Here is a 17,032-nt window from a genome sequence, read left to right on the forward strand (position 1 = left end):
GCTGGCGCGATCCACCGATTCGACTGCATCCATTCTCGATCTCTCTCGAGAATACTTTCGATTCACTCAATGGGCTATACTCATATCTATTACTTATATGTGGCCATAATCACGACAGAATATCAATCACCACTCACGAGGGCAGTCAACTGTCAAGGGATATCAAGGGCTGTCAATTGGCCTCGAGATATTCTCCGCTTTCTACCCAGCCTCTACCCAGTCTCTATTCAGTCTCTACTCAGATTCTATCCAGAAGTCTCCCTTAGGCACGGAGTCGGTCGATTACCCTCCATGGAGACTACGGTGGCTTTGCGGGTTCACCGGATCGGTATCAGTCGATGAGTCTCGGACTGCTTCACCGGAAACACGGTGTGTCTCACCACTCCGCTCTCGAGCGGCGGCCGCCACCCCGTTTCACCGGAAACACGGTGTGACCGCGCGACCGGTCGAACTGCCGGGGCTCATCGAGCGGCCCTCATCGAGCGATGAGTGATCGAACTCGAGCGGGAACCAGCCGAACCCCTCGAGTCGGTAGTTCTCACGTCACCGAATCGGTGATAGAACAGTACCGTTAGAACAGCACCGCCGCAGAACGAGGATTCGGGAACGTTCCGCTGATTCACCGGAAACCCGGTGTTCGAACCCGTGGTTACTGCCGATTCGGCCCCACGGCTGTCGTCGGTCCGACTCACTATGAATCAGAACGAGTCGCGGCCGTATCGGTGCCGAACCGAGTCGTCTCTTGCACTGATTCTCTCCTCCATCTCAGTCCTGTCCACCGGCAACTCGGACCTGCTCACCGGAAATTCGGTCCTATTCACCGGAAATCTGGTGTGTTTCCACATGGTCATGTCGAGCCAGTACCAGCGTCCCTCTCGAATTTTACCGGAAACCCGGTGTGTGACACGTCCGCTCGAGCCAGTAGTCGGCCCCTCGAGTCCGGACCAGTGGCACACGACTGCAGCCCTCTCGCTCGTCGTCACGATCACGGATGTTCAGGTTCCGATCCGACGGCGACCAGTTCGGTCGACCGATTCCGTACGCCCCGTTCAATAGTAGTAGAGTTCGAGTTCGTGACCGCAGTTCCGACACCGGGTTTCCTTCCCCAGGAGCCGATTCGAATCGCTCTCCGCGTGGATTCCCGGCCCCGGCGGCACGGACGCGACAACCGTCGCGTCGCACGCTGGGCAGCCGATATCCATATCCGAATTGGTTGACAGAGACATGCCTTGGTCGTATTCGATACTCCCCGATAGTTATCGGAGCCGTACCGAACTATTGCGGTTCGTTTCGGAACGATTTCGCCCGCTACGATCGGATTTACCTGGAAAACGATTCCCTTCGACACTCGGTAGTCGTCCGACCGGACGTGGACCGCGTCGTTTTGCCGTGGAAATAGCAGCGGCTCGGGCCGGACTCCTGAAAGAAGCTGTTTCCGACAGCACGGACGGAGACGCCGGCGGCTGACCCGCAGTGTCGATTCAGCGGACGCGAACCCCGTCCGGACTCAGACGGTATACGCTACGTCTTCGAACTCGAAAAACGCCGTTTCGTAGCCGTCGTGACGGGACACTTGCGGCGGGGAATCGACGGTGACTCTCAGTCGGTCCCCGGCCGCGAGGTCGTCGACCGCGAGCCCGTAGTGGTGCCCGAACTCGCCGTCTAACGTCTCGGTCAATCGCTCTTCCAGGCGGACCGAGCCGTCTCGCTCGAGGGTCGCCGACAGTGACGTCAGCGGGAGGCTGATACCGTGATACGGGGTCCTGAGAGCGACCGCCAGGTATTCGCTACTGTCGCTGCCGACAAACCGCTCGGCGCCGGTCCTGATCGCGGTGATCGCCGCGTCGCCGCTGCGTTCGGTCCCCAGCGACTCGCCGGGGAGGTCGTCGATCGGCGGCCCTTGCCCCATCGGTGGCATACCGCCGCTTCCGTCTCCGGCCCCGTCGCTGTCCCCGCCATCACCATGCGACATGAGGGGCAACGCTCCGCGGTTCCCTCGCCGCTCCTCGTCGATCGTCTGGAACGAGAGACCGTTGATCGCCGAGCGGCTGTACTCGAAGTCGACCTCGAGCGTCGCGGCCGACTCGAGTCGCCCCTCGAACGCACCGGTTCGCTCGAGCGAGACGGGACCGGCACGGACTCGAGCCGTGTACTCGCCTTCGCCGGGGAGGCGGATGTTGTCGCCGTAGTGAAACCCCATCCGCTGGGAGATCATCGGCCACGGCGACGAGATGCCGGCGTCGACGGGCGACCCGTCCTCCAGCACCTCGATGACTGGATCCACCGGAAGGACGGTGTCCGTCTCCCGGTCCCAGACGGTCAACATGAGATGGAGGCTGTCGTCGGTGTCGACCTCGACGAGCCGTTTGCCCTCGGTGGTCGCCTCGACGGTCCAGAACCGATGCGGGAACGTATACGAGAGCGCGACCGCGTAGTCGCCGTCGGTCGCCGTGCCGTACATGGCCATCTCCTCGCGTGACGCCGGCAGGTAGACAGCGTCCGGGCGGTCCTCGACCAGCGGCGGGTTCGCCCACGCCGATTCCTCTTCGAAGCCCAGCCGCTCGAGACAGCCGGCGAGGCCGGCGGCTCCGACCGCTCCAACCCCGGCAACGCCGCGGAGATAACGCCGACGGTTCATTGACTCACGGTTGGAAACCGGTGATGAAACGCCTGTTGGTTCGCGGGTCGAAGGGACCTCTCGTCCACCGGACGTATCAGTGGTCGGATCCGTGTCCCGTGGACGGAGGATCGCCTGCTCTTCGGGAACCGAACCAATGAACCTTTGATCGGCCCACCCTTCGAGTCGATTATGGACCGGCGAACATACCTCGGTACGGCCGGGATAACGGGACTTACCAGTATTGCCGGCTGTCTCGGTGAGGCGCTGGGGGGAAACGAGAGTGGGGATGCAGGCGATGCAGGCCATCCCGATGCCGTTCTCGGGCCGCCGGAAACGGACCTCAGCGCGGCGACACACCCGAGCTACGGGGACGAATACCCGTCGGTCACGCTGCCTGACCCGCTTTCCGGCGAGACGATTTCCGTCGAGCAGTTCGAGGGGGACCGGACTGTCTTGATGACGTTCATTTATACGAACTGTCCGGACGGGATGTGTCCCGCACTGACGTTACGACTGCAGCGCGCACAGCAGGCTGCAGTCGAAAACGGCTACGAGGACGAGGCGGCGTTCCTCGCGATGACGTTCGATCCCGAACGGGATACCGCGGAGCAACTACGGACGTTCGCCGACCGACGTAGCGTCGATTACGAGGCGGACAACTGGCATTTCTTGCGGCCCGAGCGCTACGAGAAAGCCCAATCGATCATCGGTGAGACCTACGGGCTCCCCGAGGAGTCACTGAAAAAGAACTACGATCACGAGTACGAGAACGTCGAGTACACCTTCCCGCATCTCCCCTATATATTCCTCGTCAACGAAGCGGGGATCGTCGAACGTATGTATCGCAAGGGCAATTCGGTCGAGGTCTCTCGCCTGATCGACGATTTCGAAACGGTGGTGAACGGCTAGATGCGCAGGCGCGAGCTAATCGCCGGAATCGGTAGCCTCGGTATCGTCGGTGGCGCGAGTGCGGTCGCTATCGGCGGCGTCCCCTCGTTCGGGGGTACCGAAGACGCCGACCCCGTCGAGCCACAGACGGTGGAAACGATCGCTGCGCCGGGCAGCGAGGCCGGCGAGGTACGCGTGCCTGCATCCGATCAGCCGACGTTCATCGACTTCTTCGCGACGTGGTGTCCGCCCTGTTCCAAGCAGATGCCCGATCTCATCGAGGCCCACGAGCGAGTCGGCGACGACGTGTTGTTCATGTCGGTTACGAACGAGAACGTCGGTGGCTCGGTCACGAAAGAAGAGGTCGTCGACTGGTGGGAAGAACACGACGGCAACTGGACGCTCGGAATCGACCCGATCCGGGACCTGAGCGCCCAGTACTCGATCGAGGGTCTGCCCTACGCCGTCGCGATCGACGCAGATGGACGCGTTCAGTGGACGGACAAGGGGCAGAAATCCGCCGACGAGTTCGTCGACGGTATCGAACGAGCGATCGAAAACTAACATGGTCGATACCACACTCGCAACCTCGATCGTGTTCGGGCTGACTTCCGGGATCGCGACGTTCTTTTCGCCGTGTTCCTACCCGCTCCTACCCGGCTACGTCGGCTTCTACGTCAGCCAGACCGACGGCGACCACGCGTCGCTCGGCGGCGCACTCAGCCGGGGGTTGATCGCCGGCCTCGGCGTGTTGGTCACTTTCGGCGTCTTGCTCGGCGCGACGTTCTGGGTTGGTCACTCGACGCTGTCTGCTGTCACCTGGTTCGAGGTGTTCGCCGGCGTCGTCCTGATCGCGTTCGGCCTCCTGATCGTCTTCGATCGCGCCCCGTCGCCGTCGATCGCGCTTCCCAAACGGCGCTCGAGCGTCCTCGGGTTCGGGATCTTCGGGGTCGGCTACGCGCTGGCTGCGGCCGGCTGTGTCGCACCGGTGTTTTTCGGTGTGGTCACCCGCGCGCTGTCGCTGCCGACGACCTCGGCGGCGATCCTGCTGGGGACCTACGTCGGGAGCTTCGTCGTGTTGATGGTGTCGCTGACCGTCGCGACCGGCATGGGGCTGGTCGCGGGCGCGGGCCGGCTCGCGGCCTACACTGGCCTGCTCAAACGGATCGCGGGCGTCGTCATGATCGTCGCCGGAATCGGCCAGCTGTACCTCGCGATCGTCGTCCTCGACGCGATCGACCTCGCCGCGCTGGTGTCCTGATCGTCGGCGCCTCGCCCCGGCTGCGTTCCGACCGGCCGTTTCGAACCGCTTTTTCGTACCTCGCTCGAGCCGCCCTCGGCAGGCAACGGCAGGTCCGGAACCTATCCCGCCGTCACCCGAATCGGGGGACATGTATCAGGATCTGCTGGTCGCGACCGACGGGAGCGACGCCGCACAGCGGGCGACCGACCACGGGATCGAACTCGCGGACCGACTCGACGCAACGCTGCACGTCCTCTCGGTCTCCGAGGACGGACCGCAGGCGACGGAGAAACAGGATCGGCTTCGCTCCGATCCGGAAGACGAGGCCGCAGGGGCCGCCGAACGCGCTCGAGCGGCGGCCGAACACGACGGTGTCGAGGCGACGACGGACATCCGCCACGGCGTACCCCAAGAGCAGATCGTCGACTACGCGGAGGTGAATCAGGTCGATATGGTCATGGTCGGGACGGCCGGTCGATCAGGGCTCGATCACTTGATTTCGGGTAGTGTCGCCGAGGAGATCGTCCGGAACGCGCCGGTGCCGGTGCTGACGGTCCGCGAGCAGCCCTAACCGCGCCAGCGCGGTGTCCCCGACTCGCCAGCTGACGCCGGCCGCCACGATGACCCCTGACCTCTCGACGGCGGTCGCCGAACCTAATCCGGTGCTACCCGCCGGTACGAGATCGATACTTAACCCGTCCGGTGCCGTCGCGACCGCTATCGTGACCGCTCGAGTCGGGCACGTTCGGTGGCAGTCGGCTCGCTACACGGCCGCGATCCAACTGGGGGTGAGCGCCGGGTGAGCGACGCTGCTGCCACGGTCGTCGGCGACTCCCCGTGCATCCTGATCGTCGGTGAGTCCAGCTCGGCCGACGACGCGATGGACGCCCTCGCTGGGGCGTTCGCGGAGCAGTCGCTACTGCGGGCGCGAACGGCCGTGGCTGCCCGCGAGCGACTGGCCGAGCGCGAGATCCACTGTCTGGTCTGCCCCTTCGACCCCGACGAGCGCTCGGACTCCCCCTCGCTCCTCGAGGGACTGGCGGACCGAACCGACGCGCCGATCGTCGCGCTCGCCGACGGGGACGACGCCGACCGCGCGCTCGAGGCGGGAGCCAGCGACGTCGCGAGCGCCCGGTCGGCGACCGTCCTGCGAACCCGCGTTCGGAACGCCGCCGATCGCGAGCGGTATCGCCGCGCCGCGTCCGCAGCCGCCCCGCGGCACCGAGCGATCCTCGAGTCCGCCGACGCGGTCGTCTGGGTCGTCGACGACGAGGGGACCGTCAAGTACGTGACGCCGGCCGTCGAATCGCGGCTGGGGTATACACCCGCCGAACTCGAGCGAACGGCGCTGACGCGGCTCGTCCACCCCGACGATCGTGAGGGTGTTCGCGACGCCGTCGCCACCGCCGTCGCGGGACCGACTGGAACGACCGAGCGGGTCCGGCCTCGCCTCGGCCACGCCGACGGCACCTGGCGGGTCGCGACGCTTACCTGTACCAATCGGCTCGCGGATCCGGCTCTCGAGGGGGTCGTCGTGACGCGGACGGACGCTGAACCGACCGTCGATGCCGGCGGGGCCGACGCCGTCCGAACGGGGCTCGACCGGCTCACGGACCCGCTTTTCGTCCTCGGTGCGGACGACGACGTACGGTACGCCAACGCGGCGGCGACCCGATTCGTCCGACGGTTTGATTCGACGACGACCGACGAGCCGCTGCCGACGGGTGCCGTCCTCTGGGACCGGCTCCCGGACGCCCTCGGTCGGTCCCTCTCCGAGCGCGTCCGGGAGGCCGAGCGGACCGGCTCGGTCACCGCCTTCGAGACGACCGTTCCTTCGCTCGAGGACCCGATCGCTGTCGCTGTTCATCCCGGCGACGACGGCGCGACGATCCACGTCCGGAACCGGCCCGCCGAGGCCGTGGAGACGGATCGGGATCGGCTCGCGCTGCTCGAGTCGGTCATCGACACCGTCGACGTCGGAATCGCCGTCCTCGAGGGGTCGACGATCCGGCTGGCGAATCCGGCGCTGCTGGAGCTGGCCGACGCGGCATCGCTGGTCGGTCGGGACCTCGAATCGGTGTTCGACGACGACCTCGCGGCATCGGTGCTGGAGCGGGCCGACTCGCCGGTCGTCAGGTGGCTCGAATCCGTCTCGGGGACGCTCGCGACCGAGCCGCCGCGGCCGGTCGACGTTTCCGTCGCACCGTTGTCTCCCGACTTCGACGCCGACCGCGATACGCCGGCGGCGGATCGGACGCTCTGTGTCGTGCGCGACGGGCGCGAGTCCGGTGACGATGCGGCGTCGATGCTCCGTCGGACGACCGCTGCACTCGCCAGTGCGGAAGCCCCCTCAGCCGTTCGGCATGCGGTCGTCGACGCCGTCGGCGAGTGGATGGGGGCCGACGTCACCGTCTGGTACCGTGGAACCGACGACGACCTTCGGCCGACGGCCACCGTGACGGCCGACCATACTGGCAGCGACGACGCGTCGATCGAACCGCCAGCGATCGACCCCCGTGGGACGCGGCTCGAGCCGATCATCGAGTCGGGCGAGCCGACGGTCGACGACCGCGAGGCGTTCACGGACGTCCTCGCCCGTACCGGGCTCCGAGCCGAGCGGGTACTCGCAGTGCCGGTCGGGAGCGACGGGATCGTCCTCGCGACCAGCACGGAGCCGACGGCGTTCGATGGCATCGACGTCGACGGACTCGAGGCGCTGTCGGCGGCCACGGCGATCGCACACGAGGACCGCGATCGCGCCGCTGCCCTTCGGACCTGCCGCCACGAGCGCGCTCGGCTCGAGACGGTCGTCGACCGGGACGAGCGACTGTGGGACCTCGGTCGGTCGCTACTGGAGGCGGAGACCCGCGAGGCGGTCGAGGAACGGCTCTGTGAAGGACTGGTCTCGCTTTCGCTGCCGGCCGCGGCCGACGGCGTCGGGCTCGCCTGGGTCGGCCGCGCGGACGACGGCCGCGAACGGCTCGTCCCGACGGCGTGGGCCGGCCGTGACGCCGCGTTCCTCGAGTCGGCGACCGTGGCGCTGAACGGGAGCGAGGAGACGCCGGCTCGCGCCGCGGCGACGACCCGCGAGGCGGTCGTGGTCGACGATCTCGCGACCGGCGACGCGATGGGTGCCGAGACGACCGACCGCGCCGGCGAGGACTCGTGGCGGCGACGGCTGCGCGATCGCGGATTCCGATCGGCGCTGAGCGTCCCCCTCACCGCCGACGAGTTCCGCTTCGGGACGCTGACTGCGTACGCGACGGAGCCGGGGGCCTTCGACGAGCGGACCCGCCGGGCCTGTGCCCATCTCGGAACGATCGCGGGCGCTGCGATCGGCGCGCTCGAGACGAAAGCGGCGCTGCTTGCGGACCGGGTAACCGAACTCGAGGTCGTCTGTCGGGACGAGACCGAGCCGCTGTCGTCGCTCGCCGGCCGACTCGAGCGGCGGATCGACGTCCGGGCCGTGATCCCGCGGTCGACGGACGGTTCGACGGTGTACTGTTCGATCTCGGACGGCGATTCGGACGCGATCCGGGACCGAGTCGCGACCGCGACGGCCGTCGAATCGGTTACGGTCGTCGGCGACGGCGACGACCGGACGGCCCTCGAGATCGTCTTTGCCGCGCCCACCGTTGCCGGGACGATCGCGGCCCACGGTGGCGTCCTCCGCTCGCTCGAGCCGGTCGACGACCGGACGCGGCTCACGATCGAACTCGGCGAGCCCGTCGAGGTCCGCGCGTTCGTCCGCGCTCTCGAGCGGCGGCATCCGGGGACGGAGCTGATCGCTCGCCGAACGCGGGAGCGACCGCCCCGGGCAGCGGGAGCGATCGACGACCTCGCCGAGCGCCTCTCGGAACGACAGCGGCGGACGCTCGAGGCGGCCTACCATGGCGGGTTCTTCGAATGGCCCCGCGATCACACCGGCGAGGAGATCGCGGACTCGCTCGGCATCTCTCAGCCGACGTTCAGCCGACATCTCCGGTTGGCCCAGCGGAAGCTGTTCGCGTTGCTGTTCGACGACGCCGACGGGGAGTGATCGCGTGCCGCCGATCGAACCGTCCCAGCCAGCGGCGACGGGAAACTCAGCCAGCGTCGGTCGTGATGGCCGGCCAACTCCGGCCAGCATCGATGCCGGGCCGGGCGTATTCCGGTTTTACTGAGCCGATCCGTCGGGTAACACACTCTTTCCCGCTCGGTCCAAACTGGATAGCGAGCTGACGGATGAATACGTATTGATGTCGGTCCCCTGTTCGGTTCCGTGTATAGCGTCTACGACCATGTACTCGGCTCCTAATGAGCCATTCAATGAGTGCGTTCGAGGTAAGAACTGATTACAGCGGCCGCCCGGGCGGGCGGGGGATGGTCCTGTGAGCATCGAGATCGCCGACGCCGAGGACCGACCGGAGCCGGGAGCCGACGCCGACGGAACCGGCGCTGACGGAACCGACGTCGGCGCGAGCGGCGTTCGATCGACGGCCGACGGCGGTATCGTCGCCCAGCTCCGGCTCGATCACTCGCGGCTGTTTCTGGCCCCCTCGCTCCGGCGGGCCCCCGAGATCGCCCTCGAGCCCGACTACTGGACCGAGCCCGAACCCGGCCGGACCGTCGTGTTCGTCACGGCCCACGGAACCGACCTCGAGGCGTTCGAGGCCGGGCTCGAGACCGATCCTACCGTCGCCGATCCCGTCCTCGTCGACCGCTATCCGGACAGGCGAGTCTACCGGGTGACCCTTACCGACCGCGCGGTCACGTTCACCGCCGCGACCGCCGCCGTCGGCGGTCGGCTCCTCGATTGCTCGAGCTGCCGGGCCGGCTGGCAGCTCCAGTTACGGTTCCCCGACCGGGACCGACTCGTCGCGTTCAACGACTACTGCCGCGAGCGCGACGTGTCGGTCACCGTCGATCACCTCCGGGTGTCCGACGAGGAAGACGACGGCGTCGTCGCCCTGACCGACAAACAACAGGAGTTGCTCGCCGTCGCCTACGAGGAAGGTTATTTCGAGGTCCCTCGCGGCATCTCCCAGGACGAACTCGCACAACGACTCGACGTCTCGAAGTCGGCCGTCTCCCAGCGACTGCGACGGGCGATCGGCGAACTCTGCGCACAGACGCTCTGACCGAGCCGCAGGGGCGCCCATTCCTCCAGCGATGTCTCGCCGAGTTCGTCCCGACGCTCTCCGATCGAGCGATGACAGTCGTCCGTCCGCACGAGAAAACCGAGATGTAAGCAGTTCGACACCCTGCGGACCGTCGCAATCGATTCCGGGCGCTCCGGTCGCCTACCGACGCGTTACTCGTCGTCTTCGTCGTCTTTCATCGCGCCGAGCTGGTCGACCAGCTCGTCCGTCGATACGTCGGATTCGAACGACATCTCGCCATGATGGTCGTTTTCGTGGACGTTGACGGCTTCGACGTCCTCGTCGTCGTCGGCAGTCTGCTCTTTTTGTTCGGATTCGTCGTAGCTACCAAAACCCATACGTACACGTTCGCCGCCACTGCAAAAGGTGTGCCGGTTTTTGCCCCTTTCTGTCAACGTGGCTGCAACCCTTCGAAACCGAGTCGACCGGTCCCGTGTCCGTCCCCTACCGATCGTTTTGCCGTCCGTACCAGAGCGGCGATCCCCTGTTCGTTTGCCGTACTTTTCACCGCCGGTCGACGCCTTCGGCAAAACCGCTCGAGAGCGCGGCCGGGACCGACGGTTCGGTCGTGATAGCGACTCGATACGGCGACCCGTCCCCCGCATTCGAAACGGCCGAACCGCGACTCAGGCCTCGAGTACCCGGAGACTACGGCGTTCAGTAGTCCGTCTATAGTAATGGGTTCGGGAGGGTTGCCTTGGCTCATGGTCGCGTACCGGTTGTCATCTCGAACACTCGATTCGGATCACTGTGCTGTCAGATCGCGTCGGCCCTCGCCGTCGGGGGCGAGCCGGGCCGTCGCTGCACACGCAACTACCGTGAGCGGGCCACACGACCGTCACCACCGGCCCGACGGGGGGTGAGCCACCGATGTGTGGCATCATCGGCCGCGTCGGCGACGGCAACGCTCTCGAACCGCTGCTGACGGGCCTGGAAAACCTCGAGTATCGCGGCTACGATTCCGCGGGCGTCGCCGTCCAGAACGGTTCCGGCATCAACGTTGAGAAACGCTCCGGGAAGGTCGAGGAACTGAAATCGTCGATCGGCGAGCCGCTCCAGGGGGAGGTCGGGATCGGTCACACCCGCTGGAGTACGCACGGGCCCCCGACCGACGCCAACGCCCACCCGCATACCGACGAGAGCGAGGACGTCGCCGTCGTCCACAACGGTATCATCGAGAACTACACCGAACTCAGAGAGCGGCTCGCGGCCAACGGCTACAAGTTCACCAGCGACACCGACACCGAAGTCATCCCACATCTGGTCCAGTACTACCTCGACGCCGGCTACGACAGCGAGCCGGCCTTCCGACAGGCCATCGACGAACTCGAGGGCAGCTACGCCGTCACCGCGATGGTCTCGGGCGAACACGTCCTCTACGCGGCCCGCAGCGGGTCGCCGCTGGTCGTCGGCATGGAAGACGGCGAGTACTTCCTCGCCAGCGACGTCCCCGCCTTCCTCGAGTACACGGACAGCGTCATCTACCTCGAGGACGGCGACGTCGTCGTCGTCGACGAGGACGGCGTCGAGTTCACCGACCTCGAGGGGGATCCGGTCGTGCGCGAACCCGAAACAGTCGAGTGGGACCCCGAACAGGCCGGTAAGGGCACGTACGACCACTTCATGCTCAAGGAGATCCACGAACAGCCCACGTCGCTGTCACAGGCGATCGAGGGCCGGATCGATCCGGCCGGTGGCCGGATCGCGCTGGCCGACTTCGAACCCGGAACCTTCGCCGACGTCGACAGCGTCCAGTTCGTCGCCTGTGGGACCTCGTATCACGCTGCGCTCTACGGCTCGCTGGCGCTGAATCAGGCGGGCGTCCAGTCGACCGCCCTGCTGGCCAACGAGTACAGCGTCTCGGCCCCGCCGATCGACGACGACACGCTGGTGATCGCGGTCACCCAGAGCGGGGAGACGGCCGATACTCTCACCGCGCTTCGGCGGGCCGCCAGCGAGGGTGCCGCGACGCTCACCCTGACGAACGTCGTCGGATCGACGGCCGCCCGCGAGGCCGACGACGCGCTGTTTATCCGGGCCGGCCCGGAGATCGGGGTCGCCGCGACGAAGACCTTCTCCTCGCAGGCGGTCATGCTCACGTTGCTGGCCCAGCGGATCGCCGCCGACCTGCGGGGCGAGCCGCCGGCCGACCTCGAGGCGCTCCTGCCGGAACTGGAATCGATGCCGGCGGCAATCGACGACGTTCTCGCCGGGTCGGCCGCAAAGACCGTCGCCAGACGCTACAGCGACAGCGAGGCGTACTTCTTCATCGGTCGCGGGCTCGGCTACCCCGTCGCGCTCGAGGGGGCGCTGAAGTTCAAGGAGATCACCTACGAACACGCCGAGGGCTTCGCCTCGGGCGAACTCAAACACGGGCCGCTGGCGCTGGTGACACCGGAGACGCCGGTGTTCGCGATCTTCACCGGACAGGAAGACGAGAAGACGCTGAAAAACGCCGAGGAGGCACAGACCCGCGGCGCGCCGGTGATCGCGGTCTGTCCCGACGACCACCCGGCCGTTGAGGTCGCCGACGACCACCTCCCGATCCCCGACACCGAGCCCGATCTGGCGGGCCTGCTCGCGAACGTTCAGCTCCAACTTGTGTCGTATCACGCCGCCGATCTCCTCGGCCGTCCCATCGACAAACCGCGGAACCTGGCGAAAAGCGTCACCGTCGAGTAAGCGGTCCCCGGCGACCCGATTCCTGTCGGGTCCGCGTTCCCACTGCTGTCATACTCTCGTTTTCGACCCTCCCGCTGCCGCTCTGGACGGGTTTCTGTCACCTCGCGACGAAAAGCCCGATCGGTCGGTTTCGAGCAGGGGTCACCGAGGCCGCAGGACACGAGGCCACCCCCGTAGCCCGGTCCACACGGCGTCGTCGATCGCGACCCGTACTCGAACGACATCGGAATCGAACGTGGAGGGTCACGCTGGCGATCGAGGTCGCCGGTGGCGGCCACCGGAACCTGGGTATCGATCGATACCCTCCGGTTAGCCTAGGTGTTTGCCGCTCGTATAAATGGCACACCTGATAGCTACGGCCGTCGCTTCGTCGGTCGCGATCCGCCGGGTCGTGACGGGCTGGGCGTCGGTCTCCTGACGACGGTTCACACCTTCCTGTCGAGACCCGTCTACCGGTTGTGTTCGTGCGGGTTCAGACGGACTTGGGTGGCGATAAAGACGTTGTTACTCGTGTTTAATATCGTATTTCCCGCGTCTCCGTGGCTCACACTCCCGATCCTCGAACAGTCTTCCGACTCGAGCCGTTCCGGGATCGCGTTGCAATCCCCTGCTGCGACCGGCATTATGCGGTCTATAGTAAATACCGTTCTGTCGCTACGGACTGTTGATGTCGACGGACCCATCCGCCAACTGGACGCCCATGACGGCCGGCCAGCAAACGACAGCCCCCCGATGTGTCAACTGTGGGAATCAGGTGACCCGCCAGTTCGCTCGCGTGTTCGGCGACAACCGCGACGTCGTCCACGCCTGTCCGGACTGTGCGACCTACCGCGAGATGAAGACGTCCGATTTCATCCCGAAAGAAGCCAGATAACCGACGTTTTCGACCGAATCGTAGTCGTCGTCGCACCGTTGTTCCGCTCACACCTCGAGTCACACCGTTCTCCCGTCGTACTGTCGCCGCCTACGCCGACGAAGGGATGGCCTCGGCGAGCAGCGACTGGGCGGTGTCGAACAGATCGTCGGCGTCGGCCGGCGATCGTGCCTCCGCGGTGACCCGGATCAGCGGCTGGGTCCCGCTCGCACGAAGCAGGAACCAGCCCGCCTCGGTCTCGACTCTGACGCCGTCGAGCGTATCGACCTCGTCGTATCGCTCGTCGACCCGCCGTCGAACGGCGGCCATCGCGGCCCGCTTGTCTTCGACTTCGACCGACGTTCGCCGGATCGGATACCGTTCGATTTCTCCGACGAGGTCCGATAGCGATCCCTGATCTGCGACCAGTTCGACCAGTTTACAGGCGGCGAGCGGGCCGTCGGGACACCGCGTTTCGGTCGGCCAGATCCACGCGCCGCTCGGTTCGCCGCCGAAGACCACGTCCGGCTCGGTCGTCCGCTCGGCGACGTAGACGTCCCCGACCCGCGTCCGGGTCACCGACGCGCCGACCGCCGCGAGCGCGTCGTCGACCGCGAGACTGGTATCGACCGGTGCGGCGACGCGCTCGCCCTCGCCGGCCGCGTCCCGGGCGAACAGTGCAAGGAGGACGTCTTTCGGAACGAACGCCCCGGTTTCGTCGACCGCCAGCATCCGATCCGCGTCGCCGTCGTGGGCCAGTCCGATCTCCGCGTCCGTCTCCGCGACCAGCGTCGACAGCGTCTCGAGGGTCTCGGCGGTCGGCTCGCTCGGTCGGCCGGGAAACGAACCGTCCCGCTGTCCGTTGAGCGTCCGCACCTGACAGCCCAGTTCGTCGAGGACCGATGCCGTCACCCCGCCGGTACCGTTGCCGATATCGACGACAACGCTTGGCGTCCGCTCGAGGTCGATCGCCTCGCTGAGTGCGTCGGCGTGGTGGTCACGAACGCCCGCGCGATGGGTCCGGTCGCCGATTCCCTCCCAGTCGGCCAGCTCGTAGTCGTCTTCGCGGACCCGCCGCTCGATCGCATCGCGCTGGTCGGGACCGAAGGCCTTCCCCGACGGCGTCCAGAGCTTGATCCCGTTGTCCGTCGCCGGGTTGTGCGACGCCGTGATCACGACGCCAGCGTCGGCCTCGAGATGATCGATCGCGCGGGCGACCGTCGGCGTCGCCTCGACGCCTACCGTCACGACGTCGGCGCCACACTCACACAGCCCCGCCGCGACGGCGTCGACGAGCATCGCCCCGCTCTCGCGGACGTCCCGTCCGACGACGACGCGATCGTACCCCTCGGACGCGACCGCGCGACCGACCTCGAGGGCGGTCGCCGCCGTCACCTCGTCACCGACCCGGCCACGAATACCGCTCGTTCCAAACATACGATTCTCTGAGTGGGGCGAGTGCCTTACTATGTGTGGATTAATCAGCCGACGAGCGGGGTAACACCGGCTAAGATCGCCGTTTTCGACGGGGGTCGTGGAGTGGTCGTCGGCCGTCCGTGTCCGGTCGTCTGTCACGTCGATACGACCGGTTAGCATCCGCCTGTCTGGCTGAACTGTCTGGGCCGTATATATGACCGACGCGGGTAGGATCGAACAGCATGGGACCGACACAGCCAGCGGCCGTCCAATCGAGTCGAACCGTATGAGTGCGACCGAGTCCGACACCCACGGTGACGATCCCGGGACCGACGTCTCGCTCGACGACCTCCCGCCCAGTGCGAAACTCGTCTACAAGGTCCTCGAGTACGAGGAACCGCTCACACAGGAGGGCATCGCAGCCGAGTCGCGGCTCTGTCCCCGGACCGTTCGCTACGCCCTCGGGAAACTCGAGGACCAAGAACTGGTCGCCAGTCGCGTCTGTCTCGAGGACGCACGCCAGTCGACCTACCGGATCCGCGAGTAGTCTCGGTGCCCCCGTTTCGCCGGCGCTGTCGCGTTCCCATCGTAGCCACTGCAAGTCGGTACTGACGGGCGAGAACTGACCCGGGTACGCGTCGTCTCGGAGTCCCCGCTCCCATGTCACTGCGAATGGGGGTATGGCACTGATAAACAATTCTTATGCTCGCCGAGTCGATTTCCTGAGACAGAATGGTACGTGAGAGTTGGACGAGCCGGGCCGGATTCATTTTGGCCGCGGTCGGAAGCGCGATCGGACTGGGGAACATCTGGCGATTTCCCTGGATGACCGCGGAGAACGGCGGGAGTGCCTTTCTGTTGTTGTATCTGCTCATCGTTCTCCTCGTCGGGGTACCGGGATTACTGGCCGCGTTCGTGATCGGCCGACGGTCGAACCGGAACCCAGTGGGGGCGTTCAAATCGCTCTCCGGATCTCGCTTCTGGACGGTGTTGGGCGTCCTCTGTGTCGTCACCTCGATCATGCTGATGTCGTTCTACAGCGTCGTCGGCGGGTGGATCCTCCGGTACTTCCTCGAGAGCGCGACGGGTGCCTATTTCGCGGCTCCCGAAACCCACTTCGCGGCGATCAGCTACGGTGCCGAAGCGTTCGGCTACCAACTCGCGGTCCTCGCGGCCACGTCGCTGATCGTCGCCGCGGGGATCAGACGCGGCATCGAGGCGTCGACGAGGGTGATGATCCCCGGCGTCGTCGTGTTGCTCGTTGGACTCGCGGTCTGGGCGGCCCGCCAACCCGGCGCTGCGCAGGGATACGAGTTCTACCTCGCGTTCGACGGGGCATACCTCGCAGAGAACTTCCTCTCGGTACTGGGCGCAGCCGCCGGCCAGGCGCTGTTTACCCTCTCGATCGGCAGCGGGACGATGATCACCTACGCCTCCTACATCAACGACGACCGCTCGCTCCCACTCGACGCCTCGGCTATCGCCGTGTTCAATCTCGGTATCGGCATCCTGGCCGGACTCGTGGTGTTCCCGTTGTTGTTCTCGTTCGCGCCGGGACCGACTGCTGGCGGCCCCGGTGCCCTGTTCATCGGGATCGCCGGCGCGTTCGCGAGCCTGCCCGCCGGGCGGCTCCTCGGCGCGGTCTTCTTCCTCGTCGTTCTCCTCGCAGCCCTGACGAGTCTGATCAGCATGCTCGAGATTCCGGTCTCGTTTCTGGTCGACGAGTTCGACCTCGAGCGGTCGACGGCGACACGGGGGCTGTTCGCGCTGGTCGCGGTTACCGGCGGCGTCAACGCGTTCAGCCCCACGGTGTTTACGCTGTTTGCGGACCAGCTCGTCAACCTCCTCCTGATACTCGGCTTGACCGGGTTCATGACCTACACCGCCTGGGTTCTCGGCCCGGCCGCGATCGAGGAGTTTCTCGCGGGAGCGGGACGGTTCTCACGCCCGCTGGTGGTCCCGTGGCGATACGCGATCGGGACCATCTTCCCGGCGTTTCTCCTCTTTACGTTCTACGCCGACGTCACGGCGCTCGTCGGACTCTCGGCGGGAACGGGACCGTTGTCGGTCGCGGCGGTGCTGACGCTGCTGGCGCTCGTCGTCGTCGCCCGCCGGTCCGTCTCCGAAAGCCGACCGCAACCGAGCGAGCGGGCGGACTGACTGCGACGCGTCGCTCAGTGCGACGAACG

General features: G+C 66.3%; 13 protein-coding genes. 10 read left to right on the forward strand and 3 right to left on the reverse strand.

Going from position 1 to position 17,032, the window contains the following annotated elements; all coding sequences use genetic code 11:
- Positions 1-1,507: 1,507 nt before the first annotated feature.
- Positions 1,508-2,638 (reverse strand): DUF7350 domain-containing protein, encoded by a 1,131-nt coding sequence (locus NATPE_RS06070; protein ID WP_006179638.1) that lies wholly within the window; start codon positions 2,636-2,638, stop codon positions 1,508-1,510.
- 171 nt (positions 2,639-2,809) lie between these two features.
- Between NATPE_RS06070 and NATPE_RS06075 the strand changes: the two genes are divergently transcribed.
- The 6 genes from NATPE_RS06075 (at position 2,810) to NATPE_RS06100 (ending at position 9,871) form a co-directional block, all read left to right on the forward strand.
- Positions 2,810-3,529 (forward strand): SCO family protein, encoded by a 720-nt coding sequence (locus NATPE_RS06075; protein ID WP_006179637.1) that lies wholly within the window; start codon positions 2,810-2,812, stop codon positions 3,527-3,529.
- Positions 3,530-4,072, forward strand: coding sequence for a TlpA family protein disulfide reductase (locus NATPE_RS06080; RefSeq protein WP_006179636.1), 543 nt, complete (start codon positions 3,530-3,532; stop codon positions 4,070-4,072).
- A 1-nt stretch (position 4,073) separates the two neighbouring features.
- Entirely contained in the window at positions 4,074-4,769 is a 696-nt protein-coding gene (locus NATPE_RS06085) for a cytochrome c biogenesis CcdA family protein (RefSeq protein ID WP_006179635.1), read from the forward strand.
- A 130-nt stretch (positions 4,770-4,899) separates the two neighbouring features.
- Complete coding sequence (locus NATPE_RS06090; protein ID WP_006179634.1) at positions 4,900-5,322, forward strand: universal stress protein; 423 nt, start codon at positions 4,900-4,902, stop codon at positions 5,320-5,322.
- Between the two features lie 228 nt (positions 5,323-5,550).
- Positions 5,551-8,790, forward strand: a complete 3,240-nt coding sequence (locus tag NATPE_RS06095; RefSeq protein WP_006179633.1) for a bacterio-opsin activator domain-containing protein — start codon at positions 5,551-5,553, stop codon at positions 8,788-8,790.
- A 331-nt stretch (positions 8,791-9,121) separates the two neighbouring features.
- Positions 9,122-9,871 (forward strand): helix-turn-helix domain-containing protein, encoded by a 750-nt coding sequence (locus NATPE_RS06100; RefSeq protein WP_006179632.1) that lies wholly within the window; start codon positions 9,122-9,124, stop codon positions 9,869-9,871.
- Positions 9,872-10,044: 173 nt separating this feature from the next.
- Here the strand turns inward: NATPE_RS06100 and NATPE_RS06105 are convergent, their stop codons facing one another.
- Positions 10,045-10,230, reverse strand: a complete 186-nt coding sequence (locus NATPE_RS06105) for a DUF5786 family protein (RefSeq protein ID WP_006179631.1) — start codon at positions 10,228-10,230, stop codon at positions 10,045-10,047.
- 532 nt (positions 10,231-10,762) lie between these two features.
- Here NATPE_RS06105 and glmS point away from each other — a divergent pair.
- The gene (gene glmS / locus NATPE_RS06110) at positions 10,763-12,574 is read left to right on the forward strand and encodes a glutamine--fructose-6-phosphate transaminase (isomerizing) (RefSeq protein WP_006179630.1); all 1,812 of its coding nucleotides are present in this window, start codon (positions 10,763-10,765) and stop codon (positions 12,572-12,574) included.
- Positions 12,575-13,241: 667 nt separating this feature from the next.
- Entirely contained in the window at positions 13,242-13,448 is a 207-nt protein-coding gene (locus NATPE_RS06115) for a DUF7563 family protein (protein ID WP_006179629.1), read from the forward strand.
- A 90-nt stretch (positions 13,449-13,538) separates the two neighbouring features.
- Here the strand turns inward: NATPE_RS06115 and glmM are convergent, their stop codons facing one another.
- Entirely contained in the window at positions 13,539-14,864 is a 1,326-nt protein-coding gene (glmM, locus tag NATPE_RS06120; RefSeq protein WP_006179628.1) for a phosphoglucosamine mutase, read from the reverse strand.
- Between the two features lie 265 nt (positions 14,865-15,129).
- On the opposite strand from glmM, the gene NATPE_RS06125 reads away from it, so the two are divergent.
- Both NATPE_RS06125 and NATPE_RS06130 read left to right on the forward strand, forming a co-directional pair.
- Positions 15,130-15,390, forward strand: coding sequence for a MarR family transcriptional regulator (locus NATPE_RS06125; RefSeq protein ID WP_006179627.1), 261 nt, complete (start codon positions 15,130-15,132; stop codon positions 15,388-15,390).
- A 185-nt stretch (positions 15,391-15,575) separates the two neighbouring features.
- Positions 15,576-17,003 carry a sodium-dependent transporter gene (locus NATPE_RS06130; protein WP_015298832.1) on the forward strand — a complete coding sequence of 476 codons (1,428 nt, stop codon included), beginning with the start codon at positions 15,576-15,578 and terminating at the stop codon, positions 17,001-17,003.
- The last annotated feature ends 29 nt before the right edge of the window (positions 17,004-17,032 follow it).

It is taken from the genome of Natrinema pellirubrum DSM 15624 (assembly GCF_000230735.2).
GTDB classification, from domain to species: Archaea; Halobacteriota; Halobacteria; order Halobacteriales; family Natrialbaceae; genus Natrinema; species Natrinema pellirubrum.